The 22,291-nt window shown below is 68.1% G+C and carries 28 protein-coding genes; 12 read left to right on the top strand and 16 right to left on the bottom strand.

Going from position 1 to position 22,291, the window contains the following annotated elements:
* Nucleotides 1–697, top strand: a 697-nt coding sequence (locus NF4_RS15585; protein ID WP_063128063.1) for an IPT/TIG domain-containing protein, incomplete at its 5' end; no start/stop codon positions are given.
* A gap of 143 nt (nt 698–840) precedes the next feature.
* Here the strand turns inward: NF4_RS15585 and NF4_RS15580 are convergent.
* The 4 genes from NF4_RS15580 to NF4_RS15565 all read right to left on the bottom strand — a co-directional run bounded on the left by NF4_RS15580 (nt 841) and on the right by NF4_RS15565 (nt 5,198).
* On the bottom strand, nt 841–1,980 hold the full coding sequence (locus NF4_RS15580; protein WP_063128066.1) for a DUF5925 domain-containing protein: 1,140 nt from the start codon (nt 1,978–1,980) through the stop codon (nt 841–843).
* Between the two features lie 360 nt (nt 1,981–2,340).
* On the bottom strand, nt 2,341–3,759 hold the full coding sequence (locus NF4_RS15575; protein WP_063128062.1) for an NAD(P)(+) transhydrogenase (Re/Si-specific) subunit beta: 1,419 nt from the start codon (nt 3,757–3,759) through the stop codon (nt 2,341–2,343).
* A gap of 3 nt (nt 3,760–3,762) precedes the next feature.
* Nucleotides 3,763–4,083 carry an NAD(P) transhydrogenase subunit alpha part 2 gene (locus tag NF4_RS15570; protein ID WP_030522455.1) on the bottom strand — a complete coding sequence of 107 codons (321 nt, stop codon included), beginning with the start codon at nt 4,081–4,083 and terminating at the stop codon, nt 3,763–3,765.
* Nucleotides 4,083–5,198, bottom strand: a complete 1,116-nt coding sequence (locus NF4_RS15565) for a Re/Si-specific NAD(P)(+) transhydrogenase subunit alpha (protein WP_439956758.1) — start codon at nt 5,196–5,198, stop codon at nt 4,083–4,085. The genes NF4_RS15570 and NF4_RS15565 overlap by 1 nt, the downstream gene beginning before the upstream one ends.
* A 297-nt stretch (nt 5,199–5,495) precedes the next feature.
* On the opposite strand from NF4_RS15565, the gene NF4_RS15560 reads away from it, so the two are divergent.
* The 3 genes from NF4_RS15560 (at nt 5,496) to NF4_RS15550 (ending at nt 7,527) form a co-directional block, all read left to right on the top strand.
* A complete protein-coding gene (locus NF4_RS15560; RefSeq protein WP_063128065.1) occupies nt 5,496–5,933 on the top strand; it encodes an HIT family protein in 438 nt (145 codons plus the stop codon).
* Nucleotides 5,934–6,047: 114 nt separating this feature from the next.
* Complete coding sequence (locus NF4_RS15555; protein ID WP_063128060.1) at nt 6,048–6,884, top strand: maleylpyruvate isomerase family mycothiol-dependent enzyme; 837 nt, start codon at nt 6,048–6,050, stop codon at nt 6,882–6,884.
* 1 nt (nt 6,885) lies between these two features.
* The gene (locus NF4_RS15550) at nt 6,886–7,527 is read left to right on the top strand and encodes a Type 1 glutamine amidotransferase-like domain-containing protein (protein WP_063128059.1); all 642 of its coding nucleotides are present in this window, start codon (nt 6,886–6,888) and stop codon (nt 7,525–7,527) included.
* A 7-nt stretch (nt 7,528–7,534) separates the two neighbouring features.
* On the opposite strand, the gene NF4_RS15545 is transcribed toward NF4_RS15550, so the two are convergent.
* The gene (locus NF4_RS15545) at nt 7,535–8,008 is read right to left on the bottom strand and encodes a GtrA family protein (RefSeq protein ID WP_063128058.1); all 474 of its coding nucleotides are present in this window, start codon (nt 8,006–8,008) and stop codon (nt 7,535–7,537) included.
* 176 nt (nt 8,009–8,184) lie between these two features.
* On the opposite strand from NF4_RS15545, the gene NF4_RS15540 reads away from it, so the two are divergent.
* The 3 genes from NF4_RS15540 (at nt 8,185) to NF4_RS15530 (ending at nt 10,959) form a co-directional block, all read left to right on the top strand.
* Nucleotides 8,185–9,207, top strand: coding sequence for an NAD(P)/FAD-dependent oxidoreductase (locus NF4_RS15540; protein ID WP_063128057.1), 1,023 nt, complete (start codon nt 8,185–8,187; stop codon nt 9,205–9,207).
* Nucleotides 9,208–9,271: 64 nt separating this feature from the next.
* Nucleotides 9,272–10,630, top strand: a complete 1,359-nt coding sequence (locus NF4_RS15535) for an FAD-binding oxidoreductase (RefSeq protein WP_063128056.1) — start codon at nt 9,272–9,274, stop codon at nt 10,628–10,630.
* 41 nt (nt 10,631–10,671) lie between these two features.
* Complete coding sequence (locus NF4_RS15530) at nt 10,672–10,959, top strand: GNAT family N-acetyltransferase (protein WP_063128055.1); 288 nt, start codon at nt 10,672–10,674, stop codon at nt 10,957–10,959.
* Between the two features lie 46 nt (nt 10,960–11,005).
* Here NF4_RS15530 and cutA read toward each other — a convergent pair whose 3' ends face one another.
* The 3 genes from cutA to NF4_RS15515 form a co-directional block, all read right to left on the bottom strand.
* On the bottom strand, nt 11,006–11,332 hold the full coding sequence (cutA, locus tag NF4_RS15525) for a divalent-cation tolerance protein CutA (protein ID WP_232330486.1): 327 nt from the start codon (nt 11,330–11,332) through the stop codon (nt 11,006–11,008).
* A gap of 133 nt (nt 11,333–11,465) precedes the next feature.
* Nucleotides 11,466–12,119, bottom strand: a complete 654-nt coding sequence (locus tag NF4_RS15520) for a hypothetical protein (RefSeq protein ID WP_063128053.1) — start codon at nt 12,117–12,119, stop codon at nt 11,466–11,468.
* Nucleotides 12,120–12,193: 74 nt separating this feature from the next.
* The gene (locus NF4_RS15515; RefSeq protein WP_439956757.1) at nt 12,194–12,652 is read right to left on the bottom strand and encodes a VOC family protein; all 459 of its coding nucleotides are present in this window, start codon (nt 12,650–12,652) and stop codon (nt 12,194–12,196) included.
* A gap of 63 nt (nt 12,653–12,715) precedes the next feature.
* On the opposite strand from NF4_RS15515, the gene NF4_RS15510 reads away from it, so the two are divergent.
* Nucleotides 12,716–13,315, top strand: a complete 600-nt coding sequence (locus NF4_RS15510; protein WP_063128051.1) for a TetR/AcrR family transcriptional regulator — start codon at nt 12,716–12,718, stop codon at nt 13,313–13,315.
* A 102-nt stretch (nt 13,316–13,417) separates the two neighbouring features.
* Entirely contained in the window at nt 13,418–13,870 is a 453-nt protein-coding gene (locus NF4_RS15505) for a hypothetical protein (RefSeq protein ID WP_063128050.1), read from the top strand.
* 39 nt (nt 13,871–13,909) lie between these two features.
* Here NF4_RS15505 and NF4_RS15500 read toward each other — a convergent pair whose 3' ends face one another.
* Together NF4_RS15500 and NF4_RS15495 are read right to left on the bottom strand one after the other, a co-directional pair.
* Entirely contained in the window at nt 13,910–14,785 is an 876-nt protein-coding gene (locus tag NF4_RS15500) for a hypothetical protein (RefSeq protein ID WP_063128049.1), read from the bottom strand.
* 242 nt (nt 14,786–15,027) lie between these two features.
* A complete protein-coding gene (locus tag NF4_RS15495) occupies nt 15,028–15,477 on the bottom strand; it encodes a winged helix-turn-helix transcriptional regulator (RefSeq protein WP_063128048.1) in 450 nt (149 codons plus the stop codon).
* A gap of 86 nt (nt 15,478–15,563) precedes the next feature.
* Here NF4_RS15495 and NF4_RS15490 point away from each other — a divergent pair, with 86 nt between their 5' ends.
* Nucleotides 15,564–16,793 (top strand): MFS transporter, encoded by a 1,230-nt coding sequence (locus tag NF4_RS15490; RefSeq protein ID WP_063128047.1) that lies wholly within the window; start codon nt 15,564–15,566, stop codon nt 16,791–16,793.
* Here the strand turns inward: NF4_RS15490 and NF4_RS15485 are convergent.
* Nucleotides 16,747–17,115 (bottom strand): MerR family transcriptional regulator, encoded by a 369-nt coding sequence (locus tag NF4_RS15485; RefSeq protein ID WP_063128064.1) that lies wholly within the window; start codon nt 17,113–17,115, stop codon nt 16,747–16,749. The genes NF4_RS15490 and NF4_RS15485 overlap by 47 nt on opposite strands.
* A gap of 111 nt (nt 17,116–17,226) precedes the next feature.
* On the opposite strand from NF4_RS15485, the gene NF4_RS15480 reads away from it, so the two are divergent.
* The gene (locus tag NF4_RS15480; protein WP_063128046.1) at nt 17,227–18,300 is read left to right on the top strand and encodes an alkene reductase; all 1,074 of its coding nucleotides are present in this window, start codon (nt 17,227–17,229) and stop codon (nt 18,298–18,300) included.
* Nucleotides 18,301–18,354: 54 nt separating this feature from the next.
* On the opposite strand, the gene NF4_RS15475 is transcribed toward NF4_RS15480, so the two are convergent.
* A complete protein-coding gene (locus NF4_RS15475; protein WP_063128045.1) occupies nt 18,355–18,789 on the bottom strand; it encodes a winged helix-turn-helix transcriptional regulator in 435 nt (144 codons plus the stop codon).
* 71 nt (nt 18,790–18,860) lie between these two features.
* Here NF4_RS15475 and NF4_RS15470 point away from each other — a divergent pair, with 71 nt between their 5' ends.
* On the top strand, nt 18,861–19,688 hold the full coding sequence (locus tag NF4_RS15470) for an SDR family NAD(P)-dependent oxidoreductase (protein WP_063128044.1): 828 nt from the start codon (nt 18,861–18,863) through the stop codon (nt 19,686–19,688).
* A gap of 177 nt (nt 19,689–19,865) precedes the next feature.
* On the opposite strand, the gene NF4_RS15465 is transcribed toward NF4_RS15470, so the two are convergent.
* From NF4_RS15465 to NF4_RS40045, 4 genes are all read right to left on the bottom strand, one after another.
* Nucleotides 19,866–20,171, bottom strand: a complete 306-nt coding sequence (locus NF4_RS15465; RefSeq protein WP_063128043.1) for a hypothetical protein — start codon at nt 20,169–20,171, stop codon at nt 19,866–19,868.
* 215 nt (nt 20,172–20,386) lie between these two features.
* A complete protein-coding gene (locus tag NF4_RS15460) occupies nt 20,387–21,499 on the bottom strand; it encodes a hypothetical protein (protein WP_063128042.1) in 1,113 nt (370 codons plus the stop codon).
* A 22-nt stretch (nt 21,500–21,521) separates the two neighbouring features.
* Nucleotides 21,522–21,878 carry a hypothetical protein gene (locus tag NF4_RS15455; protein ID WP_157120342.1) on the bottom strand — a complete coding sequence of 119 codons (357 nt, stop codon included), beginning with the start codon at nt 21,876–21,878 and terminating at the stop codon, nt 21,522–21,524.
* Between the two features lie 130 nt (nt 21,879–22,008).
* The gene (locus NF4_RS40045) at nt 22,009–22,176 is read right to left on the bottom strand and encodes a helix-turn-helix domain-containing protein (protein WP_084533147.1); all 168 of its coding nucleotides are present in this window, start codon (nt 22,174–22,176) and stop codon (nt 22,009–22,011) included.
* Between the last annotated feature and the right edge of the window lie 115 nt (nt 22,177–22,291).

Here is a 22,291-nt window from a genome sequence, read left to right as displayed (position 1 = left end):
CACCCTCACCGGCACCGGCCTCGGCGGGGCCACCGCGGTCACTTTCGGCGCCACCCCCGCCACCGGCTTCACCGTGAACTCCGGCACCCAGATCACCGCCGTCGCCCCATCCGGAACGGGGGCGGTACTGGTCACCGTCACCACCGCGGGTGGTACCAGCAACGGTCTGATCTACACCTACATCGCGGTCCCCGCGCTGATGTCCGTCAGTCCGACCGCCGGGCCGGTGGCGGGCGGCACCACGGTCACCCTCGTAGGGGCCGACCTCAGCGGAGCCACCGCGGTCACCTTCGGCGCCACACCGGCGACCTCGTTCACCGTCGTCTCCGGCACGCAGATCACGGCGGTCGCGCCGGCCGGGACCGGCACCGTGCAGATCACGGTCACCACCGTGGGTGGCACCAGCAACGGAGTCGCCTACACCTACGTCGCGGTGCCCACGATCGGGTCGCCCTCCCCCGCCGCCGGACCGACTGCCGGTGGGACTTCGGTGTCCATTCCCGGCGCTGCGCTGACCACCACCCAGTCGGTTACCTTCGGCGGCGTGCCGGCAGCGTTCACCGTCATATCCGATATGCAGGTTACGGCGGTGACGCCGCCAAGGGCTGCCGGCGCGGTGAACGTGGTCGTCACCACCAGCGGTGGTAGCGCTACCGCGACCGGTGCCTTCACCTACGTCGCGCCACCCGAGATCTGATAGGCCGGCCGCGGTCCGGACCGGCCGGAGTCGACATCGCACCGCGCCCTGGCCAGAGCTCGCGTTTCGCTCTGGCCAGGGCGCAGCGGTTCACCCCGGCCGGCCCGGCTCGCCCCTGTTCTCGGACACAGCGTTTCGCGGAACTACAGGTACATCCCGGAATCGGGGGCAGCCGCGGTGACCGCGATATCCCCCCGGCCGTCGCGGAGCGCGACCAGTTCCGCGAGCGTCGACTCCGTGGCGAACCCGGCGGCGGGGTGATCGCCCAACCAGGTCCGGGCTTCGGCGGCCGACAGCTTCCCGATCTCCAATTGGGCCAGACAGCGCCCGGGCCGGGTGACCGCGGGGTGCAGTCGCGACAGATCCTCGTTGGTGCTGATCGCCACCAGCACATCGCGACTCTGCCCCAGCATCCCGTCGGTGAGGTTGAGCAACCGGGAAAGCCCTTGTCCTGAGGAGCTTTTCGCCTCCGCGTGGATGAGCTCGTCGCAATCCTCCAGGATCAGCAGCCGCCAGCGGTCGGCTTGCTCGTCCTCGCCTTCGGCGCCCATCGCCGCACGCATCAGATACCCGGGCTTGGCGAACAGCATCTCGGGATCGAGTACACAATCGGCCTGACACCATTCGGACCACGATCTGGCCAGTGCCCGCAGTGCGGTGGTCTTGCCGGTTCCGGGCGGACCGTGCAGCAGAAGCAGCCGGCCGCGAATGTCGGCCGGGCGCAGAGCCATCAGGCGATCCAGAGCACCGGCCACGGTTGCGCTGTAGTTCCCCCGGATCTCCGGCCACTCCGGCGTGGTGACGGTGAGGACCCGCCGGGTGGCCCCGCGGTCGCTCTGGTGCCAGAACCCCATCTTCACCGAGGCCAGGTCGGCGGGAGCCGCCTCCTCGGCGCCGCGAGTCGCTTCCGCGACTATGCGTTCGGCCAGTTCGTCGTTGATCGCGGTCACTTCCACGGTGGCCGATTTGTCCGCCCACCGATCGGCGCGCAATGCCCAGCCGTCCCCGAGCACGAGGATGGACAGCGCGTCGGCCTCGACCACCTGTCGCGCGATCACCGAACCCGGCGGGCGCAACGGCGCGTCGGCCCGCACCCGCTCCAGCTGACTCTTCCGGTAAAAGGGCTGCACACCCCGGCCGAAGAGGCTGAGCGCCAGCATGTCCAGCAGGTCACGCGGGGTGGAATAGGAATCGAGGACGGCCGACCACGGGAGGGCGTCGGCGGGTTCGGTAGTGGTGCTGTCGAACTCGATCAAGCGCAGGGGTTCGTTGCGTTCTGGCATCGCCGACCATGATCTGCCCACCGTCACGGCGGCGTCCACCCGTTTTCCGCGAATCACCGGTGAACCGTGATCCGAGCCCGCGCCGGAGGGCTCAGGAGCGCAGCGACAACTCGACCGGTGCACCGTCTCCAGTACCACCCAGCGCGTGGCGCCGGACTTGCGGCCGAAATGTTCCAGCAGCAGGAGCCGGCCACCGAACAGGTAACCCGGCCGGGCCCGGAACAACCAGATCGGCGGTCGGATGATCCAACGGAGCTGCAGCAGTTTCGCTCCGACACTCGCCGTCGGCCGACCGTACACAGCACAACGGCCCCGGGCGCGGTGGTGAACCCACCCGGGGCCGTGGCGACTACCGTGCGGTTACAGAGCCTTCAGTTCCTCGGTGACCGCGCCGACCGACTTCTTCGCGTCTCCGAAGAGCATCGAGGTGTGGTCGGAGTAGAACAGCGGATTGTCGATACCGGCGAAACCGCTGTTCATCGAACGCTTCAGCACGATCACCGATTTGGCCTGGTCGACATTGAGGACCGGCATACCGTAGATCGGGCTGGCCGAATCCTCGCGGGCGGCCGGGTTGGTGACATCGTTGGCGCCGATTACCAGGGCGACATCGGTGCGGCCGAATTCGCCGTTGATATCGTCCATTTCCTTCATGGCGTCGTAGGAGACCTCGGCCTCGGCCAGCAGTACGTTCATATGCCCGGGCATCCGGCCCGCCACCGGATGGATGGCGTATTTGACCTCGACGCCCTTGGCTTCGAGCAGTCCCGCCATCTCCTTGACCGCGTGCTGGGCCTGGGCGACGGCCATACCGTAGCCGGGCACCACGATCACCTGGTTGGCGTAGGCCATCTGGATCGCCGCGTCGGCCGCCGAGGTGGCCTTGGCCTGTTTCTGTTCGCCGCCACCGGATGCGGCGACCGCGCCGCCGCCACCGAAACCGCCCGCCACGATGGCCGGGATGGACCGGTTCATCGCCTTGGCCATCAAGTTGGTCAGGATGGTGCCGGACGCGCCGACGATCATGCCGGCCACGATCATCGCGGTGTTGTTCAGCGCCAGACCGGCCGCCGCCGCCGACAGGCCGGTGAGCGCGTTGAGCAGCGAGATCACCACGGGCATATCGGCGCCGCCGATCGGCAGCACCACCATCAGGCCCAGCACCCCGGCGGCCAGCAGCAGGCCGACCATCCACCACTGCGAGACGCCGCCGTCGGACGCACCGAGCCCGATGACGACCGCCGCCGCGACCGCGGCCACCAGCAGCAGCAGATTCACCACCTGCTGTAGTTTGCCGAGACCGATCGGGCGGCCGGGCAGGATCTCCTGCAGCTTCCCGAACGCGATCAGCGAACCCCAGAACGAGATCGAACCGATGATCGCGGCGAACAGCGAACCCACGATGATGTGCACCGTCGGTTCCTCGCCGTGATGGAAGGCCGAGAAGCCGGTGGTGTCGATGAATTCGGCCCAGGCGATGAGGGCGACCGTACCGCCGCCGACGCCGTTGAACGCCGCCACCAGCTGGGGCATGGCGGTCATCTTGGTATAGCGCGCGGGCGGCACGCCCAGCACCACACCCACGACGAGGCCCGCGACGATCAGAATCCAGTTGGTGGTGTCACGGACGGCGATCAGGGTGGCGATCACCGCGATCGCCATACCGGCCGCCGCGATCCAGTTGCCGCGGACCGCGGTCTTCGGGCCGGTCAGCCCCATCAAACCGTAGATGAACAGGGCGAAGGACAGGATGTAGAGAATATCGACCAGATTGTCCATGGGTCACTTACCTGCCTTCTCGGCACCCGCGGCGGGCTTCTTGCCTTTGAACATGCCCAGCATCCGGTCGGTGACCACGAAACCGCCGATCACGTTGAGTGTTCCGAACACGACGGCCACGAAGAGGATGACCTGCACCCCGAGGGAGGGGTCCTCCATCCGCCCGAGGGTGACCAGCGCGCCCAGCACCACGATGCCGTGGATGGCGTTGGTACCCGACATCAGCGGCGTGTGCAGGGTGTTGGGGACCTTGGAGATCACCGCGAAACCCACGAAACCGGACAGCACCAGAATCGCGATATTCGCCAGCAGTTCGGTGTACATCATTCGGCCTTCGCTGTCGGTTCGGCGTCACGGGTGACGCAGGAATCGGCCAGTACCTGATCGGAGAAATCGGGTTTCAGTTCGCCCTCGGCGAGCATGAGTTCCAGCAGCGCGGAGATGTTCTTCGAGTACAGCTCGCTGGCGTGCTCGGGCATCGTGGCGGGCAGGTTCAGCGGCGAGCAGATCGTCACATCGTGCTTCACCACGATCTGGCCCGGTTCGGTGAGTTCGCAGTTGCCACCGGTCTCCCCGGCGAGATCCACGATGACACTGCCCGGCTTCATACCGGCCACCGCACCTGCGGTCACCAGCCGCGGCGCCGGACGACCGGGTACGAGCGCGGTGGTGATCACCACGTCGAAACCCTTGATGGCGTCCTCGAGCGCCTGCTGCTGTTTGTCCTTCTCCTCGTCGGTGAGTTCGCGGGCGTAGCCGCCCTCACCGGCGGCGTCGATACCGAGATCGAGCCACTGGGCGCCCACCGAACGCACCTGGTCGGCGACCTCGGGGCGCACGTCGTAGCCGGTGGTCCGGCCGCCCAGGCGTTTCGCGGTGGCCAGTGCCTGCAGGCCGGCCACACCGACGCCGAGCACCAGCACGGTCGCCGGTTTCACGGTGCCGGCGGCGGTGGTGAGCATCGGGAAGAAGCGGGTCGATTCCGACGCTGCCAGCAGTACCGCCTTGTACCCGGCGACATTGGCCTGCGAGGAGAGCGCGTCCATCACCTGGGCGCGCGAGATCCGCGGGATGGCCTCCACCGCGAACGCCTGCACCCCGGCCTTCTTCAGCGCGTCGATCTGGTTGTCGGCGTTGCGCGGGGCGAGGAATCCGATGAGCGTCTGTCCCGAGGACAGTTTGCCCACCTCGGCATCGCTGGGCGGGGCCACCTTGACGACCACATCGGCCGACCAGGGGTCACCGATCTTCGCACCGGCTTCTTCGTAGGCGGTATCGGGAATGAGCGCGCCCGCTCCGGCTCCGGCCTCGACCACGACTTCCACGCCCTGCTTCACCAGCGTGGGAATGATCTTCGGAACCAAGGCGACCCGCCGCTCGCCCGCGGCGGATTCGCGAACGACACCGACACGCGCCCCGCGCGGCGACGAATCGCTCACGGCCTGCGTTGTCTCCACTTGTCTGCTTCCCTCTCCTGGTGTTTCGGCCGCCGATCAACGGCGCCGGGCGGAGGTGTCCTGGGACACCACCGCCCGAAATCCTGGCAACCGTACATCGGCCGCAGTGAGATTAGCTGAGATGCCCGTCACATTCCGAGTCGACAGCCGGATGTCTTCGCATCGGTAAAGCCTGATGGCGGGATATATCCGCCGAAGCATGCCCGGGAGTTTGAAAAGTTTGCCAAGTCGACGCCCACTCCGGGACCCGCGGCACCCTTACGCCGTAGAGTGCGCCGTGTGAGCGACTGCGTTTTCTGCGGGATCGTGGCCGGTACCGCACCGGCCCACCGGGTGTACGAGGACGATACGGTGACCGCGTTCCTGGATATCCGGCCGATCACCCGTGGGCACACGCTGGTGATCCCGAAACGTCATGCCACCGACCTGTCCGAACTGGATGCCGAGACCGGGGTGGATCTGTTCCGGGTCGGCCATCTCATCGCCCGGGCGGTGCAGGGCCCCGGGTTCGCCGCCGACGGTGCGAATCTGCTGATCAACGATGGCAAGGCCGCGTTCCAGACGGTCGCGCACGTCCATCTGCACGTGATCCCCCGCAGCCACGGCGACAAGTTCCGGTTCGCGACCGGACTCCTGCTGCGCCGCTCGCACGAACCGGACCGCGTCGCCGCCACGCTCCGCGCGGACCTGGCCGCCCTGCGACCCGACGGCACCTGATCCCGGGCCCGTACGAATTCCGATCAGCCCACGGAGGGCACTGCCGATGATGCGATCCCTCGGCCGGCACGTCGGCTCCGCGGCACGCAGGTACCGGCTTCGAAGGAGAACCGAATGATTGACACCCTCGACCGTCCCGAACTCACCGCGCGGTTGTCCGACCAGTTCGACGCCCTCGCCGAACTGGTCGCAGGCCTCGACGAGGAGCAGTGGCGGACGCCCTCACCCCTACCGGGGTGGACCGTGTTCGATGTGCTGAGCCATGTGATCGGCACCGAATCGCTGCTGCTCGGGGACAAGCCCCCGGCACGTGATCCGCAGGCGCCCGATATCGACGTGCAGACTCTGCCGCACGTGCGCAACGAGATCGGCGCACTCAACGAGATCTGGGTGCAGCGGCTGCGGCCGCGCGCGGGCACCGAACTGCTCGACCTGTACCGCGACGTGATCGGCCGCCGCCGGGCCGCGCTCACCGCCATGGACGACGCGGCGTGGTCGGCACCGTCACCGTCCCCCATCGGCGAGGTGCCCTACGCGCGGTTCATGCGGGTGCGGTTGTTCGACTGCTGGATGCACGAACTCGATATCGCCGACGCGCTCGGGAAACGGATCGATGAGGGCGGTCCGCGCGGCGAACTCGCCTTCGCCGAGTTCGCGCAGTCGCTGCCCCGGGTGGTCGCGAAACGCGGTAAGGCGCCGGTCGGTTCGCTGATCACCCTCGCGCTCACCGGTCCGCTCGCGCGGACCCTGCACATCGAGGTCGGTGACCGGGCCCGCTATGTGGACGCGCCCGCCACCGAACCCACCGTCACACTGGAACTGGACTCCGGTCTGCTGGTGCGGCTCGGCGGCGGCCGGGTGGCCGCCGACTCGGCACTGGGCCGGATCACCTTCCACGGGAACGCGGATCTGGGCCGGCAGCTGGTCCGGAATCTGGCGTTCACCATCTGAGATGCGGCTGTTCCTGGCGAGCTACCGGTTCGGCGCTCATTACGACGTCTTCGCTTCGCTGGTCGGTGCACCGGGCCCGGTCGCGGTGATCGCCAATGCCTTCGACTCCTGGCCGCGGGGCCGGGCCGCCGCACTGACCAGCGAACTGACACCGCTGCGCACACTCGGGTTCCGGCCCGAGGAGGTGGATCTGCGCGAATACGCCGGGCGTCCGGAGAATTTGCGCCGACGGCTGGCCCGGTTCCCCGTCCTCTGGGTCCGCGGGGGCAACACCTTCGTCCTGCGCGCCCAGTTCGCACGGAGCGGTGCGGACCGGGTGATCCCGGAATTGCTGGCGTCGGATTCGGTCGTCTACGCGGGTTACAGCGCGGGCGCCTGTGTACTGAGCCCGGACCTGCACGGTCTGGAGACCGCCGACGACCCCGCCGAGGTACGGCCGGCCTGCGGTATCGATCCGATCTGGACGGGTCTGGGGGTGGTCGATCGTCCGATCGTGCCGCATCTGGACTCACCCACCGACCCCGAACGGACGGGTAACGCCCTCGCCGACCGCCTCCGGGTGGCGGGCACCCCGCACTGGGCGCTCACCGATGCCGATGTCGTGGTCCGCGACGGAGACGAAACCCGGGTGTACACGGGCTGATCGGCGGTCAGGGGCGCCGGAAGACCACCCAGCGCATGGCCGAGTACATGTACACCGCCTCGCATGCCCCGGCCAGCATCCGCGACAGGTGGTACTGCACACCGAGCGCGGCCAGTCCGGCGCCGACGCCCAGGATGAAGGCGAGGTAGTTGATCAGCACGACGACCGTGTAGACCATCGCCTGCCGTCCCGCCGGAGCGTGGGAGCGGAAGTTCAACCGCCGGTTGAGATAGAACGCCAGCGCGAAGGCGCAGACGTAGCCGACCGATACCGACAACCATCCCGGTAACCCGAGTCCGCTGCGCATCCCGGTGAGGATCAGTAGATCGACCCCGAAGGTGAAGCTGTTGATCAGCGCGAAACCGAGGAATGTGGGAGCGACGAGGCGGTCCAGGCCCCACGGCAGGCGCGCGACCACCGCGGCGCACCAGCGGGCGAACCGGATCTCCCACGTATCAGCGCTCGTCGCCAGGTCCTGCACGCTCGCCAGCCTCGCAGGACCAGGTGTCCGGGAGGTGAGCGCGGGGCAAACCCACAGTTCGGGCGCGATTTTCGGAGGGATCCCGCAGTCCCGCCGACTCCATCGAGTTGTCAATACAGCAAAAATGTTTGCCAATTGGTCCGAAGGTACGGATAGTCGGCGCCGAGGAGGTGGTCATGGTGACCGATGAACTGGACAACGACTACGACGTGGTGGTGGCCGGCGGCGGGGCGGCCGGCCTGAACGGGGCGCTCATGTTGGCCCGGTCGCGGCGCAGCGTGGTGGTGATCGATGCGGGACAACCGCGCAACGCCCCCGCCGACGGCGTGCACGGGCTGCTGGCGCGCGACGGCACGCCGCCGGCGGAACTACTCGAGACCGGCCGCGCCGAGATCCGCCGCTACGGCGGCCGGGTGGTGTCCGGGGAGATCACCGGCGCGGTCCGCGACGGTGACCGTTTCACGATCACGCTCGCCGACGGCCGAGCGGTCCGGGCGCGGCGGCTACTGGTGACCACCGGGCTGACCGACGAACTGCCCGAGATCCCCGGCCTGCGGGAACGCTGGGGCCGCGATGTGCTGCACTGCCCGTACTGCCACGGCTGGGAGGTTCGCGACCGGGCGATCGCCGTGCTGAGCCGCGGGCCGATCTCCCTGCACCAGGTCCAGCTGTTCCGCCAGCTCAGCGATGACGTCGTCTACTTCACCCACGATCAGCCCGATCCCACACCGGAAGTCGCGGAACGGCTCGCCGCGCGCGGCGTCCGCGTGGTGCCGGGCGAGGTGGCCGGAATCGAGATCACCGACGACCGGATCACCGGCGTCCGGCTCGCCGACGGCACCATCGTCGCCCGGGAGGTCGTCGCCGTGGGCTCGCGGATGGTCGCCCGCGCCGGGTTCCTCACCGGTCTGGGCCTGGCGACCACCGAGCATCCGGCGGGATTCGGCCGGTACATCCCGTGCGACGCCACCGGCCGCACCGAGGTGCCGGGGGTCTGGGCCGCCGGGAACGTCACGGATCTGTCCGCACAGGTCGGGGCGGCCGCCGCGGCCGGTGCGACGGCCGGTGCCCAGATCAACGCCGATCTCGTGGAGGAGGAATTCGATACCGCGGTCGCCGCCGCGCGCGACGGGTTCGCGGCGGCCGCCGAGGCCGAACTCGCGCAAGCGGTGAACAGCGCCCGCGGCCACGGTCTGTGATCACCGGGGGTCCCGTCTGAACGGACGGGACCCCATCCGGGCCGCGAGCGGTTAGCGTTGGGGCGTGGACCTGCGTGAACTGATCGATCTCCTACCCGCCGGCACGGTGCTCACCGATCCCGATGTCCTCGCCGGGTACCGGCAGGACTGGGCGAAGGACCCGGCGGCGGGGACGCCGCTTGCCGTGGTCCGCGCCACCGGAACCGCCGATGTGTGCACGACGCTGCGCTGGGCCGACGAGCATCGGGTCCCGGTGGTCCCGCGGGGCGCCGGTTCCGGCCTCTCCGGCGGCGCGACCGCGGTGGACGGCGGAATCGTGCTGAGCACCGAGCGGATGCGCGGTATCGCCATCGACCCGGTCACCCGGACCGCGGTCGTCGGCCCCGGGTTGCTCAACGCCGAGGTCAAACGGGCGGTCGCCGAACACGGGCTCTGGTATCCCCCCGACCCCTCGTCGTTCGAGATGTGCTCGATCGGCGGTAACGCCGCCACCAACGCGGGCGGCCTGTGCTGTGTCAAATACGGCGTGACCACCGACTATGTCCTGGGCATGGAGGTCGTGCTCGCCGACGGCACCGCGGTCCGGCTGGGCGGCCCGCGCCTGAAGGATTCGGCCGGGCTGTCGCTGACCAAGATGTTCGTCGGCAGCGAGGGCACCCTCGGGGTCATCACCGAACTCACCCTGCGGCTGCTGCCCGCGCAGCCGGCGCAGAGCACCGTGGTCGCCTCGTTCGCCACACTCACCGCGGCCACCGAGGCGATTCTCGCCGTCACCGGCGCGCTGCGCCCGGCCATGCTGGAGTTCATGGACTCCGTAGCCATCAACGCGGTGGAGGACGAACTGCGGATGGGCCTGGACCGCGACGCCGCCGCCCTGCTGGTGGCCCGCTCCGACGCGCCCGGCGACCACGCCGCGCAGGAGGCCCGGATCATGCTCGAGGCCTGCCGGGCCGCCGGGGCCACCGAGGCGTTCCACACCGCCGACCCGGAGGAGGGCGAAGCGTTCACCGCCGCCCGCCGCTATGCGATCCCCGCGGTCGAACGGCTCGGCCCGCTGCTGCTCGAGGATGTCGGGGTGCCGCTGCCCCGGCTCGGCGATCTGGTGACCGGTATCGCCGAGATCGCCGAACGCAACGACGTCACGGTGTCGGTGATCGCGCACGCCGGCGACGGCAACACCCATCCGCTGATCGTGCACGATCCGTCCGATCCGGACGAGACCGAGCGCGCGCACCGCGCCTTCGGCGAGATCATGGCACTGGCCATCACCCTCGGCGGCACCATCACCGGCGAACACGGTGTGGGCCGCCTCAAGAAGGCCTGGCTCCCGGATCAGCTGGGCCCCGAGGTGATGGACCTGACCAGGCGGATCAAGACTGCCCTCGACCCCCACGGCATCCTCAACCCCGGCGCTGTCCTCTGAACACCGGAACAAACCGCACCGGGCCCGCCGTTTCACCGAAGGTGAGTACCGAACTGCGACACAATGCCGAGGACACCCGCTTCGAGATCTACCTGGACGGGACCCTCGCGGGCTATGCCGACTACGCGGAGACGGAATCGCCGAAGGTCCGCAACTTCCACCACACCATCACCTTCCCCGAGTTCCGGGGGCGAGGGGTGGCGGGCCAGGTGGTCGGGTACGCGCTGGACGAGACCCGGGCCGCGGGCTTCGAGGTCGTGGCCACCTGCTGGTACGTCGACGATTACATCGGCGCCCACCCCGAGTACGCCGACCTGGTACATCGCTGAGCCCGGATACCGCGCCGGACGGACCGGGCGCGGTATCCGCCGGTCATCAGCTCGCGGTCTCGTCCAGGATCCACCGGCCGTAGGCGGGGTTCACCCCCGCCACCGGTACCGCGACGACCTGGGGAACCTCGTCCGGGTGCTCCGAGTTGGCGCGTTCGACGATCGCGGGGACCAGCGACGCCCGCGTGTGCAGTACGACCACGGCCTCGGAGGCGTCCTCCACCGCGCCCTCCCATCGATAGATCGATCGCACATCCGGGAAGATGTTCCCGCATGCCGCCAACCGATCCGTGACGAGCCGGTGGGTGAACTCCGCCAGCCATTCTTCGTCGGGTCCACTGATGGTCACGTCCACAAGATCGGTATCGCTCACGGCGTACATGATCCATCAGACCGGCCGATCACACCGAGCCGACCCGCGACCGCCTATGCGAGCAGGTCGCCGAAGCTTCCGCCCCGTTCCCCGTGAAGATCGATCTCGGCCGGATCCGAACCGCCGCGGCGGATCACAGGCCGAAGGCACGTCCCACCTGGTCCGCGGCGTCGTGCTCGGTCGTCGATCCGTCGACCTCGAGCATGGGCAGCCCGAGCCAGGTCGCTTCGGCACGCAGGTGGTCGGTGAACATTTCGTCGCGCCGCAGCAAGTTGTGCCGCGCACGGGCGGGGTCGCTCGTCCGGCGCGGGATCTCCCAGCCGCGGCCGGCGAAGACATCGCGGCGGAACTGGGGTGACGGCAGCAGCCAGATCGCCCGGGCGGGCTCGGCCAGCAGCGGCGCGACCAGGTGCGGCAGCAGGCGGAACCCCTCGGCGACGGTAGGTTCGGGAATGCCCAGCAGGTCGTCGACGATCGCGCCGAAACCCTCGCCCCGGAACCAGTGGAACGTTTCGAACATCGTCTCCGGGGTCCGGTGCACCCAGCGCTCGTCCATGCTCATACCCAGGAACGCCGACAGATACGGTGCGTCGCCGGGCGTGCTGCGCTCCGCGTGATCGGCCATGGCGTCATCGGTCGAGTAGACCCGCAGACCGTGCCGGGCGGCGACAGCGGTCGCGACGGCCGACTTCCCGGCGCCGCTCCCCCCACCGATCCAGTACACGTGCCGCAGTCGCGACCGGAGTTCGGCCGGGTCGTCGAACTGCGTACGCGCACCGGATGTCATTCGATCCATTGTGCGCCCATCCGGCAAGACCGGCGGGCCCGAGCCGCGCCCGGACCACGACGGGAACTCGAGCATCAAACCGCTGCCGCCCCGGCGGCGAACTGTCCGGCGTATTCGCCGGTGGGCGGTATCTCGGTGATGACATCGATCAGCACGCCGCTCGGATCCGCGACGAGGAAATGCCGCTGCCCGAAATCCTCCGAGCGGATATCGAGTTCGGCCCGCAATCCGCCCCGCACGACCAGCCGTTCCCATTCGGCGTCGACATCGTCGACCTCGAAGTTCAGCAGCAGACCCTGGACCGGTTTGCGGTAGTCGGCGGGGACGGTCGGGTGTGTGGGGTCGAGCAGCGCCAGCTCGTAGTACCGCTCGCCTTCGGTCCGCCGCAGGCTGACGTACCAGTCCGCCTCGAAGGCGATCTCGAATCCGAACCAGCGGGTGTAGAAATCGCGCGCCTGCGCGATCCGAGTGGTGCCGATGACCGGGTAGAAGCTGCCGAGTGCCATACCTGCCTCTTTCGCGCCGAATTTCACATACCAACGGTATGCGAACTAGGCTAGGTCGCATACCGTCGGTATGTCAATGGAAGGTTCGCGATGGCCGGATCGCTGCGCACCCAGCAGCGGGAACAGACCCGCGCAACGCTGCTGCACCAGAGCAGACAGCTTTTTGCCGCCAAAGGCTATGCCGCCGTGGGTCTTTCGGAGATCGTCACCGCGGCGGGCGTCACCAAGGGCGCGCTCTACCATAATTTCGACAGCAAACTCACGCTGTTCCGCGCGGTCCTGGAGGACGTGCAAGCCGAGGTCGGCGACCGCGTCGCCGCCGCCGCGGACACCGAATCGGACCCGTGGACCCAGCTCGTCACCGGCTGCGAAACCTTCCTGACCATCTGCACCACCCCCGAGATCCAGCGCATCATGCTGATCGACGGCCCCGCGGTCCTCGGCTGGCAGGAATGGCGCGCCATGGACGAATCCGCCTCCGCCCGCCACCTCGAAGAAGCCCTCACCGCACTGGTCGCCGCCGGCGTCATCCCGCCCCAGCCCATACCGCCGCTCACCCACCTGCTGTCCGGCGCCATGAACGAAGCCGCCCTCTGGCTCGCCACCTCCCCCGGCCCCGGCGCCTTGTCCGACACCCTGGCCTCCCTGCGCCGGATCCTCGAAGCCCTCCGCGCGGCACCGGCCCCCTGAACAGTGATAGGCGTCCCCTGCAAGGAAATTCGCAGTAGCGGGCCGGACCGGGTTGCGCGATGCTGATATCGGTTCGGTTCCACACCTCCGAGGGGACTCTCGATGACCGATACGTCGCAGGCGTACGCGATCCGGGCATCGGTCGACCGGCTGCTCACCGCAGTCGGACCGTTCGACCCTTCCACGGTCGCCGCTGCCTGTGCGACCGAGTTGCGAGAGATCCTGTGTTCGAACGCCTTCATGCGGGAATTCACCGGATCCCCGAGCATCGGCCCGTTCGAAACCCTCACCCTGCGGATACCACGTCCCTATTCGCCGGCCTCGCTGCACCTGGCAGCGCTGACGGTCCGCGCGGGCGTGGTCGTGCGAGAGGACGAACTACGTGGGTACTTCGCCATGCCGAGAAAGGGCATGGCTCTCGAACCCCATGTGCCACCGGAGGGAGTCGTATCGTTCCGGGAGGAGATCGGCGACACGGCGGTGTTCCTCGATCTCAGGGCGAAGTCCAGAACACTGACCACCGTTGCCCTGCACCGCCACGCGTCTTCGGATTGAGCCGCCGTTGTGCTCGGCCGGTAACGCCTCTGCACTCATTTACTCACCGTAGATGAGCCGCGCCCCCTGCATCGCCTCGTCATTGTCGAAGTCACTGTGGTAAATGGCCTCGTAATGGGCCAGATAGGTCTCCGGCGTGCCGGACTCCTCGCTACCGCTGCGGTATTCCTTCATGTAACAGTGGGCGTTCTCGTCGCGCGCGTCTTCTCTGGTCAATTCACCGCGCAGGTACCGGTCATAGTGATCCTCGTATCGGTCTCCGAACCGGCCGGACGTACGCAACTTCGGCCCGCCCGCCGCGGCGATCTCCCTCAGGATCTGCGTTTCCACCAGCGCGGCCTCCCCTTCGTCCCGCAGATGCTCGAAGGCACTCGCCCGTACCCACCGGGTACGGCCCTGCCCGTCATACCGCACCGGCTGCGGCTCGTAGGCCGAACGATACGAGTGCCCGACTTCGTGCGCCAGCGCGCCGAGGACCTTTGCCGGATCGTCGCGGTCGCCGCTGTGTACGGTGATCCGCGCGTCGCTGCGCCTCGTATGCGCGCCACCACCGACATCGCGGTACCCGATCGTCCACCCGTCCTGCTTAAGTTCCCCGAGGAATCGCTGCAGCGTCGGTGACAGAGCGGCCAATCGATCGACCTCGTCACCGAGCCCGGTCGTCTCGAACCGTGGCACATCAGCGCGGTTCGGCAACGGGTACTCCCCGGTCGGACCGTCGTCCGTACCACGGGAATCGGGGCTGCGGATCCCGTCGGCGAGCCGTGGATCCAAGCCTTCGAACCGGTCGGCGGCCGCACGAGACTTACCGGCGTGTCCGAGAAGTGCCGATACCCGCACGTCCCTGTTGCCGACAATGAACCTTTTCGTCGCGGCGAGCACCTGCTGCAGCGCCCGCGCGGCGCCGCTGACCATCAGGCCCCCGTCTCACCCACCGAACCCCTCATCCGGCCACGATATCCGCAGCACGATTCCCGCGCAGGGTAATTCGGGTCGGTCCGAGCGCGGCCGGCTGTTGCACGAAGCTCTCTCCGGAACCCCGCAACAGCGATCGTGCGGGCGCCCGGGCCGTTACCGGCCGGGTCAGCCGTTCTGGTCCCCGAGAGCGGACCCAGCTCGCGCGCACGGGGCCGGCTCGCGCTGCCACCCGGCCCCACTCAGGTCACCGGGCGTCGTACCCGCGAAGTGTCCGCACCGATCTCGTGACCGGCCCGGGTGCGCGGGCCGAGTTCGGCGAGTTCGTTACCGGCGAGGTCGGTCAGTGTCGACCGGGCCTCCCCGGCGGTGAACGCGTGACGCTCGCCCCACTGCCGCAACGCCACGATGGTCGTGAACAGATCCTTGCCCGCGGCGGTCAGCTCGTAGACGTGCCGCTTCCCGCCGGAGGCTGTGCTGGTGGCCAGGATCCCGTTGTCGACGAGCCGGCGGAGCCGGTCGGCGAGGATATTGCGGGCGATCCCGAGCCGCTGCCGGAACTCGGTGAACGACGCCGCGCCGTCCATGGCGTCCCGCACGATGAGCAGGCTCCATCGATCGCCGACGAGGTCGACCGTCCGGGCCACCGGGCAGGTGGGGTCGGTCCATTCGCGGCCGGCGCCGAGTTCCATAGATCCACCTCACCATTAGGTTGCATTTAGAAACTATTTTGCCATACCGTCGGATGGTTGCATATTGCTACCAATTGGAGGCGGTTATGGATGTCGCGAAGTCACCGCGGCTCGTCCTGGCCATGGTGTGCGCCGTGGCGGTGTCCACGATCTACGCGATCCAGCCGGTTCTCGAAAAAGCCGGTGCCGAACTGGGGCTGGCGCCGGAATCGCTGGGCCGGCTGGTCGCGGCCGGGCAGATCGGGTACTTCGCGGGACTGATCCTGCTGGTACCGCTCGGCGACATCCTGGATCGCCGGCGGCTCATCACCGGCCACCTGCTGCTCACCGGGGCCGGAGCCGCGACCGCGGCGATCGCGCCGAACGGGATCATCGCCGTGGCAGGCCTGACCATCGCCGGCCTGTTCGCGGTCGTCGTCCAGGTCACCGTCGCCTACGTCGCGGCGATCTCCGCACCACACGAGCGCGGGCGCAACATCGGCGCGGTCACGTCGGGCGTGGTGATCGGCATCCTCGGAGTCCGCGTCCTGGCCGGGCTCCTGGGCGACACCATCGGCTGGCGCGCCGTCTATGTCGTGCTCGCCGCGGCCTGCGCCGCACTCGCGGTCACGGTCCGGACGAGACTCCGGCCCGACCCCAGATCATCCGGCGGCCGATATCCGCAGGTACTGAAATCCACGGGGTGGTCGGCCGCGAAAGACCCGCTACTCCTCGGCCGAGGCATCATCACCTTCTTCGTCTTCGCCTCGTTCGGAACCCTGTGGAGCGGCCTGGCCCTACCACTCGGCGCGCAACCCTGGACGTTCGGCACCACCGAGATCGGGCTCTTCGGCCTGGCCGGGCTCGCCGGAGCCGCCGGAGCCGCCCGGGCCGGCCGCTGGGCCGATTCCGGTCGCGCCCAATCGGTCACCGGCTGGTCACTCGTCCTACTGGCCGCGTCCTGGCTGCTGATCGCCCGGACCGAACCGACAGTGTGGCTGCTCGTCATCGGTATCGTCGCGCTCGACTTCGCCGTTCAGGCCGTACATGTCAGCAGCCAGCACCTGCTGACCGCAGCGCATCCGGACCGCACCGGCAGCGTTATCGGCGCCTACATGGCGTTCTACTCCCTCGGCTCGGCCCTGGGTGCGATCACGACGTCCTGGGCCTACACGACATGGGGGTGGCAGGCTTCCTGCCTGACCGGTGCGCTCTACGCGCTCGGCGGGTTGGTCACGTGGGGAGTCACCCGGTCGGTGGCGGCTGCCGGCCGGACCGGAGACGATTCGACTACGCCCGCCGCAGACTCGCGCGGTGTTCCCTGTTCACGGCCATGAGCCGGTCGAGTGCGTCGCGTGTCCGGATCAGTTCGTCGATATGCGCGGACAACCGGTCTCGTTCCTGTTCCATCCGTGCCATCGCGGCGTCGGAGGTTTCCTCGCTCGGCGATTCGACGCAGGGCAGCACCTCGGCGACAGTCCGGCTGGACAGTCCCGCGGCGTACATCCGCTGGATGAATTCGACCCGCTCGACCTGGTCGGCCGTGTAGTGCCGCTGCCCGCTTGCGCTGCGGGTGCTGGTGAGCAGTCCCTGCTCTTCGTAGTAGCGCAGGGACCGAATACTCGCCCCGGTGCGTGCCGCCAATTCGCCGATGCGCATCGCGTCCTCCCACATGATTCACGCCACAGACCTTGCCTCTGACATCCATGTGAGGTTTTACGGTAGCCGATATGCCCGAACCGGGCACACCGAATATGAAGGAGACCAGAGGTGACCAGCCTTTTCGACAACTACCGACTCGGTGATCTGACGCTGCCCAACCGCGTGGTGATGGCTCCCATGACGCGGGTCCGGGCCGCCACCGGCGGTCTGGCCACACCCGCGATGGCGACCTACTACGCGCAGCGGGCGACCGCCGGTCTGATCGTGAGCGAAGGGGTACAACCGAACGCGGTCGGTCAATCCAATCCGGGGACACCCGGGCTGTACACCGACGAACACGTCGACTCCTGGCGCCCGGTGACCGCCGCTGTGCACGCCAACGGCGGACGGATCTTCGCGCAGATCATGCACGGCGGACGGGTCTCCCATCCCGACACCACCGGGCTGCAACCGGTCGGCCCTTCGGCCGTAGCCGCGGTCGGTGATGTTTTCGCGCCCACCGGCCGTATCCCCGCTCCGGTGCCACGCGCCCTGGACACCGCCGAGATCCCCGCGCACGTCGAATCCTATGCCGACGCGGCCCGCCGCGCCGTCGACGCCGGTTTCGACGGTGTGGAACTGCACGGCGCCAACGGCTACCTGATCTCCCAGTTCCTCTCCTCGAACGCCAATCTGCGCACCGACCGCTACGGCGGCTCTCTCCGCAACCGAATCCGGTTCGCCGTCGAAGCGGTCTCCGCGACCGTCGCGGCGGTGGGCGGCTCCCGGACCGGTATCCGCCTCTCCCCCGGCGGTGGCTTCTGGGGTGTCGAGGAAACCGATACCCCCGCGCTCTACGCCGCACTGCTGGACGAGCTGGCCGGCCTCGACCTCGCCTACATCCATCTGGAGGCCACCACCGACGACGAGACGCTCCTCGATCTCCGCCGCGCGTGGCCGGGCCCCCTCGTCATGAACCCGGTGCATCCGTCGGGCCCGAAACCCGCCGGCCCGGCCGATGCCGAACGCTGGCTCGGCCTGGGCGCCGACCTCATCAGCTTCGGCCGCGCCTTCCTCGCCAACCCCGACCTCGTCGAGCGACTGCGCAACGCGCTCCCGATCACCCCCGCCGACGAGAACACCTACTTCCAGGGCGGTGACCGGGGCTATCTGACCTACCCGGCGTACCGGTACCCGGCCTGATCCCGGACGCGGCCGAGCGGACCCGGGCCGCGCACCGGCCTGTTCGGTCGCCGATCACCCTCTCCCGGACGCGCCGGCCGTGCGCCCTCCGGCGCGGTCCGCGCGCGCGGCGGTGATATCGACGGCATGGTCGACCGCCCAATCGGCCAGCGTCGAAAGCGGGACCAGCAGTGTGTCCCCCAGCGGAGTGAGCCCGTATTCCACGGCCGGCGGAACCGTCGGGTACACCACGCGATCGATGAGCCCGTCGTCCTCGAGCGCGCGCAGGGTCCGGGTCAGCATGCGCTGGCTGATGCCCTCGATCGAGCGGTGCAGTTCGTTGTAGCGGTACCGGCGTGCGGCCAGCAGCGCGATCACCAGCAGGCTCCATTTGTCGCCGATACGACTCATCAGCCCCGACACCGGGCACAGCTCGTGCTCCGCGAGCGGTACCGGCGTGGGAAGCGCGGCGGCGGAGATGGAGGGCACATCCGTGTGCGTACTGGACATAAAAGTGCCTTCTTTCGCTTCCGGTGGCCGCTGCCCAGGATGAGTACAGCAGTCGGGTCCACGGAGGTGTGATGTCCAGAACCATTCTTATCAGCGGCGGCACGGACGGCATGGGCCGCGCGATCGCTCTCGAGCGCCTCGCCCGCGGTGACCGGGTCGTGGCGATCGGTAGCAACCCGGCCAAAGGCGAACAACTCACCGCCGCGGCCGGGGCGGACGCCGACCGCCTCCACGTCGTCCGCGCCGACCTGAGTTCCGTCGCGGAGGTGGAACGGGTGGTCGGCGAGATCGGCGCGGCCTACGACACCCTGGACGCGCTCCTGCTCTTCGCGAATCGCCCGATGCCCGAACGCGTCCAAACGGCCGAGGGTTTCGAATACACCTTCGCGCTGTACTACCTGAGCCGGTATCTGCTCTCGCACGAGCTGGTTCCACTGCTGACACGTGCCGCGCGACCGGTGATCGTCAGTATCGCCGGTGTCGGCGTGCAGAAGGGCGCGGTCCACTGGGACGATCCCCACCTCACCCGCGGCTACAGCGTGGTCGGCGCCCAGTTACAGGCCGGGCGGGCCAACGACCTGCTCGGTGTGTCGTTTGCCGAGGAGCACGGCGACAAGATCAAGGTCGTCCTCTACCACCCGGGTTTCACCAGGAGCGGCGACCTCTCCGCGCTCGGCGTCCTCGCCCGGACCGCGATCCGCTCCCTCGCCGCGGTCGCCGCACGCCCGGTGCGCAAATCGATTCGCCCACTGCACGATGTCATCGACAACCCACCCGCGGAACCGCTCACCGCCGTGGACCGCGGCCGCACCCTGGACCTCTCGCTCCCCTCACTCGATCCCGGCAATGCCCGCCGCCTCGCCCGGCTCACCGCCGATCTCCTGGCCGCGCGAGCCTGAGCCGGTTGTGACCCAGCAGGGTCGCCGTGAGCCCGAGCCGAGTCGGGGACCGGAGTGAGCGGCGGTAACGACGCAACGCCCTCGCGGATCGTACTTATGGCTATGGTCGGCACAACACCACGGTCAGCGCTATAAGACCGAGCGCCAGTAGCGCCAAGGCGATATCGGCGCCGCTCATCATTGATCTCCCGGTTCGGGTATCTCCCACCGGTAGCCGCGCGGGTAGACACACACGGGTGTTATGAGCGCGGCGAGATCGGTGATGATGTGTCGCACCGGATCGGCGTGCTCGAAACCGGGAACAACCACAGCGAGCGCGTTGTGCTCATAAACGTGCTGCGCGATGACCAGAGCCGAAACCAGCGGCCCGGTGTCGAGGACGACACTGTGCACCAGCCGATACCCGTGGCGCCCGGCGAGCGGGTGAATATCGGCACCGCGGCCGATCACCTCTCGCCGGATCACTCCGATCGCCTTGGGCAACTGACCGACCGGACCGGACCTCGACGCCTCTGAGCCAGAACAAGAGCCACCACGCGCCGCGCGATCGGCTCGGGGCCGCGGAAGCGCACCCGGGTCGGCATCGAACGTCCCACTGACCAACCGCAAATAGTCGGTAGATTTCACGCCCGCAGCGTCGCGCCACGAGGGGCACCGGTGCCAACAACTGTCTGCTGTACAGCTGGCAGTTGTACCGGTCAGCCCAGCAGCGAGACCGCCCGCCTCAGCGCGGCAATACCGGCGGCCTGCACTTGGTGCCCGGTGACGACACTCTCCACATGCTCAGCAGTGAACGGCTGCCATTCGAGGACGCGTCCCTCGGCGTTGCTGCCCAGCGCATTACCGAAGAGGTTGTCGCAAACCGGCGCATCGATGATGACAGCGGTAAGTAGATCGGTCGCGAAGCTCAGCGGGTCGACACCGAGGCCGAGGCAGTACGCCGCGACGGAACCGTCCCGCCGAGCCTCGTCGAAGCGTTGCGCAAACTCCCAGGTCTCATAGTCGATCGGAGCGATTTCGCTGCCGTGGTCTTCGTCGGCGCCACCCAACTCTTCGGCGAACTCACGGACCATGTTGCGCCACAGCGAGAAATCGTTACCGATGTTCCACTCGGCATAGCCGGAAGGTTGAAAGATTCCTACCGGAACGACCTGGTACATCCCGCCGGCATGACCGACCTTCCGAGGGTCTCGCCAATGCAGCAGGAACGATTTACCGACTGTGTCCGGATCGTGGCGGATGGTGACGGTGCTGATGGCCATATTGACCGGCCGTTGCGTCGGATCACAGGGGTCGGCGATCGTAGCCCGGACCCCGGATAGCTCGTCGTGGCCTTGCTCGGCCAAGGCGAATTCGTGCGCTGCGGCCTCCCCGACATTGATGCTGTCGAAGTACCAACCGAGGCCGAATCGCATCGAGGGATTCTCTGCGGTGAGGTCGGCGTGGACGAGCCGGAAGGTCGGCCGATTCTCGAACATTGTCGGCGCGACCAGTTCACCAACAGCCTCGGCATAACTCGTATACGGATCACCCGTCTGTCGCACCGGCAGCGCGGAGCTCAGTGTCGGCTCGATGCCCGCAGCCTCGGAGACCGACGATACTTCCAGCGCCGTCCCGACCTCTTCCAGCCGAATCGGAGTGGTAGGAATCCACTCCTCGCGTGCCAGGAGCGTCGAGTCGGCGACACGGCGCAGTGCGGGGTAGGTCTGTGCGGCCGCAGCGTCGAGGGCGGACCGGTGTTCACGGATGTAGCTCCGTGTATCCATCCACGCGCGTTCGCTAGGTGTCAGTGCGCGTGGATTGCCGCTCATCTCGTACTCCTGACGTTCGAACTCAGCCGATCAGACTGTGCCGATGCTCCCACGCGAGCGCCAGACAGGCGGCTCCTGGCGCGGCGACCGGTTCGGTGTCGAGCAGCCGATCGATTGCCGATTCAGTGAACGGGATACCTTCGGCAGCAGAGCCTGCCCCGATTGCGACGACTTCCCCTTCTTCGTTGAACCGCACGGTCGCGCCGAAAACATCTTCGAACAGGTCGTCGTCGATTACGACCACCGTCAAGATCGTCGCAGCCAAGGTGAGGGCGTCCAGCCCCAGCCCGAGCACGAACGCGCTCAGCCTGCCTCCCCGTCTGGCATCGCTGAGCTGCTCGTAATCGGGCTGAGCTGGGAAGCATTGCGGACTCGCCACCGCCCCCTGCTCGCCGAAACAACCGTACTCATCTCGTGTAGCGCGGAACCACCGCGACTACGACCGGCCAGACCGAGTTCTTCCGCAGGAATCCCCAGGACATGCATGAACCCTTGCCGCTGATCCAGAGTTACGTTCGGACACCGGTTTCAACCTGGCTGAGGAACTGCTGGGTGATGCCCAAAGCTTCAGCGACGGCAGCCTGGTTCAAGCCTCTCGCCAGACGGTATTCACGAACCACGATCCCTACCTGCTGGCCTGGGCCTGTTCTGTCGCTATGCCGCAACCACGATGTCATCCGCCCCCTCCACAGTCGGCTTCTCTTTCGAGAGCGTACGTCCCAGCGCGGGCGAGCAACACGAGATCGCGAAAGCCCGGCTACTGGCCGCTAAGTCGAACACGTAGTTCGCTCG

The organism is Nocardia fusca NBRC 14340 (assembly GCF_001618425.1).
In the GTDB taxonomy this organism is placed as follows: Bacteria; Actinomycetota; Actinomycetes; order Mycobacteriales; family Mycobacteriaceae; genus Nocardia; species Nocardia fusca.
This window is presented reverse-complemented; position numbering and strand designations above follow the sequence as displayed.

What these genes read in the sequence shown, in the direction of transcription:
- NF4_RS15580 (WP_063128066.1), bottom strand. Translation starts at nt 1,980, where the DNA reads ATGCCAGAACGCAACGAACCCCTGCGCTTGATCGAGTTCGACAGCACC.
- NF4_RS15575 (WP_063128062.1), bottom strand. Translation starts at nt 3,759, where the DNA reads ATGGACAATCTGGTCGATATTCTCTACATCCTGTCCTTCGCCCTGTTC.
- NF4_RS15570 (WP_030522455.1), bottom strand. Translation starts at nt 4,083, where the DNA reads ATGTACACCGAACTGCTGGCGAATATCGCGATTCTGGTGCTGTCCGGT.
- NF4_RS15555 (WP_063128060.1), top strand. Translation starts at nt 6,048, where the DNA reads ATGATTGACACCCTCGACCGTCCCGAACTCACCGCGCGGTTGTCCGAC.
- NF4_RS15550 (WP_063128059.1), top strand. Translation starts at nt 6,886, where the DNA reads ATGCGGCTGTTCCTGGCGAGCTACCGGTTCGGCGCTCATTACGACGTC.
- NF4_RS15540 (WP_063128057.1), top strand. Translation starts at nt 8,185, where the DNA reads ATGGTGACCGATGAACTGGACAACGACTACGACGTGGTGGTGGCCGGC.
- NF4_RS15520 (WP_063128053.1), bottom strand. Translation starts at nt 12,119, where the DNA reads ATGACATCCGGTGCGCGTACGCAGTTCGACGACCCGGCCGAACTCCGG.
- NF4_RS15510 (WP_063128051.1), top strand. Translation starts at nt 12,716, where the DNA reads ATGGCCGGATCGCTGCGCACCCAGCAGCGGGAACAGACCCGCGCAACG.
- NF4_RS15505 (WP_063128050.1), top strand. Translation starts at nt 13,418, where the DNA reads ATGACCGATACGTCGCAGGCGTACGCGATCCGGGCATCGGTCGACCGG.
- NF4_RS15500 (WP_063128049.1), bottom strand. Translation starts at nt 14,785, where the DNA reads ATGGTCAGCGGCGCCGCGCGGGCGCTGCAGCAGGTGCTCGCCGCGACG.
- NF4_RS15495 (WP_063128048.1), bottom strand. Translation starts at nt 15,477, where the DNA reads ATGGAACTCGGCGCCGGCCGCGAATGGACCGACCCCACCTGCCCGGTG.
- NF4_RS15490 (WP_063128047.1), top strand. Translation starts at nt 15,564, where the DNA reads ATGGATGTCGCGAAGTCACCGCGGCTCGTCCTGGCCATGGTGTGCGCC.
- NF4_RS15485 (WP_063128064.1), bottom strand. Translation starts at nt 17,115, where the DNA reads ATGCGCATCGGCGAATTGGCGGCACGCACCGGGGCGAGTATTCGGTCC.
- NF4_RS15475 (WP_063128045.1), bottom strand. Translation starts at nt 18,789, where the DNA reads ATGTCCAGTACGCACACGGATGTGCCCTCCATCTCCGCCGCCGCGCTT.
- NF4_RS15470 (WP_063128044.1), top strand. Translation starts at nt 18,861, where the DNA reads ATGTCCAGAACCATTCTTATCAGCGGCGGCACGGACGGCATGGGCCGC.
- NF4_RS15460 (WP_063128042.1), bottom strand. Translation starts at nt 21,499, where the DNA reads ATGAGCGGCAATCCACGCGCACTGACACCTAGCGAACGCGCGTGGATG.
- NF4_RS40045 (WP_084533147.1), bottom strand. Translation starts at nt 22,176, where the DNA reads ATGACATCGTGGTTGCGGCATAGCGACAGAACAGGCCCAGGCCAGCAG.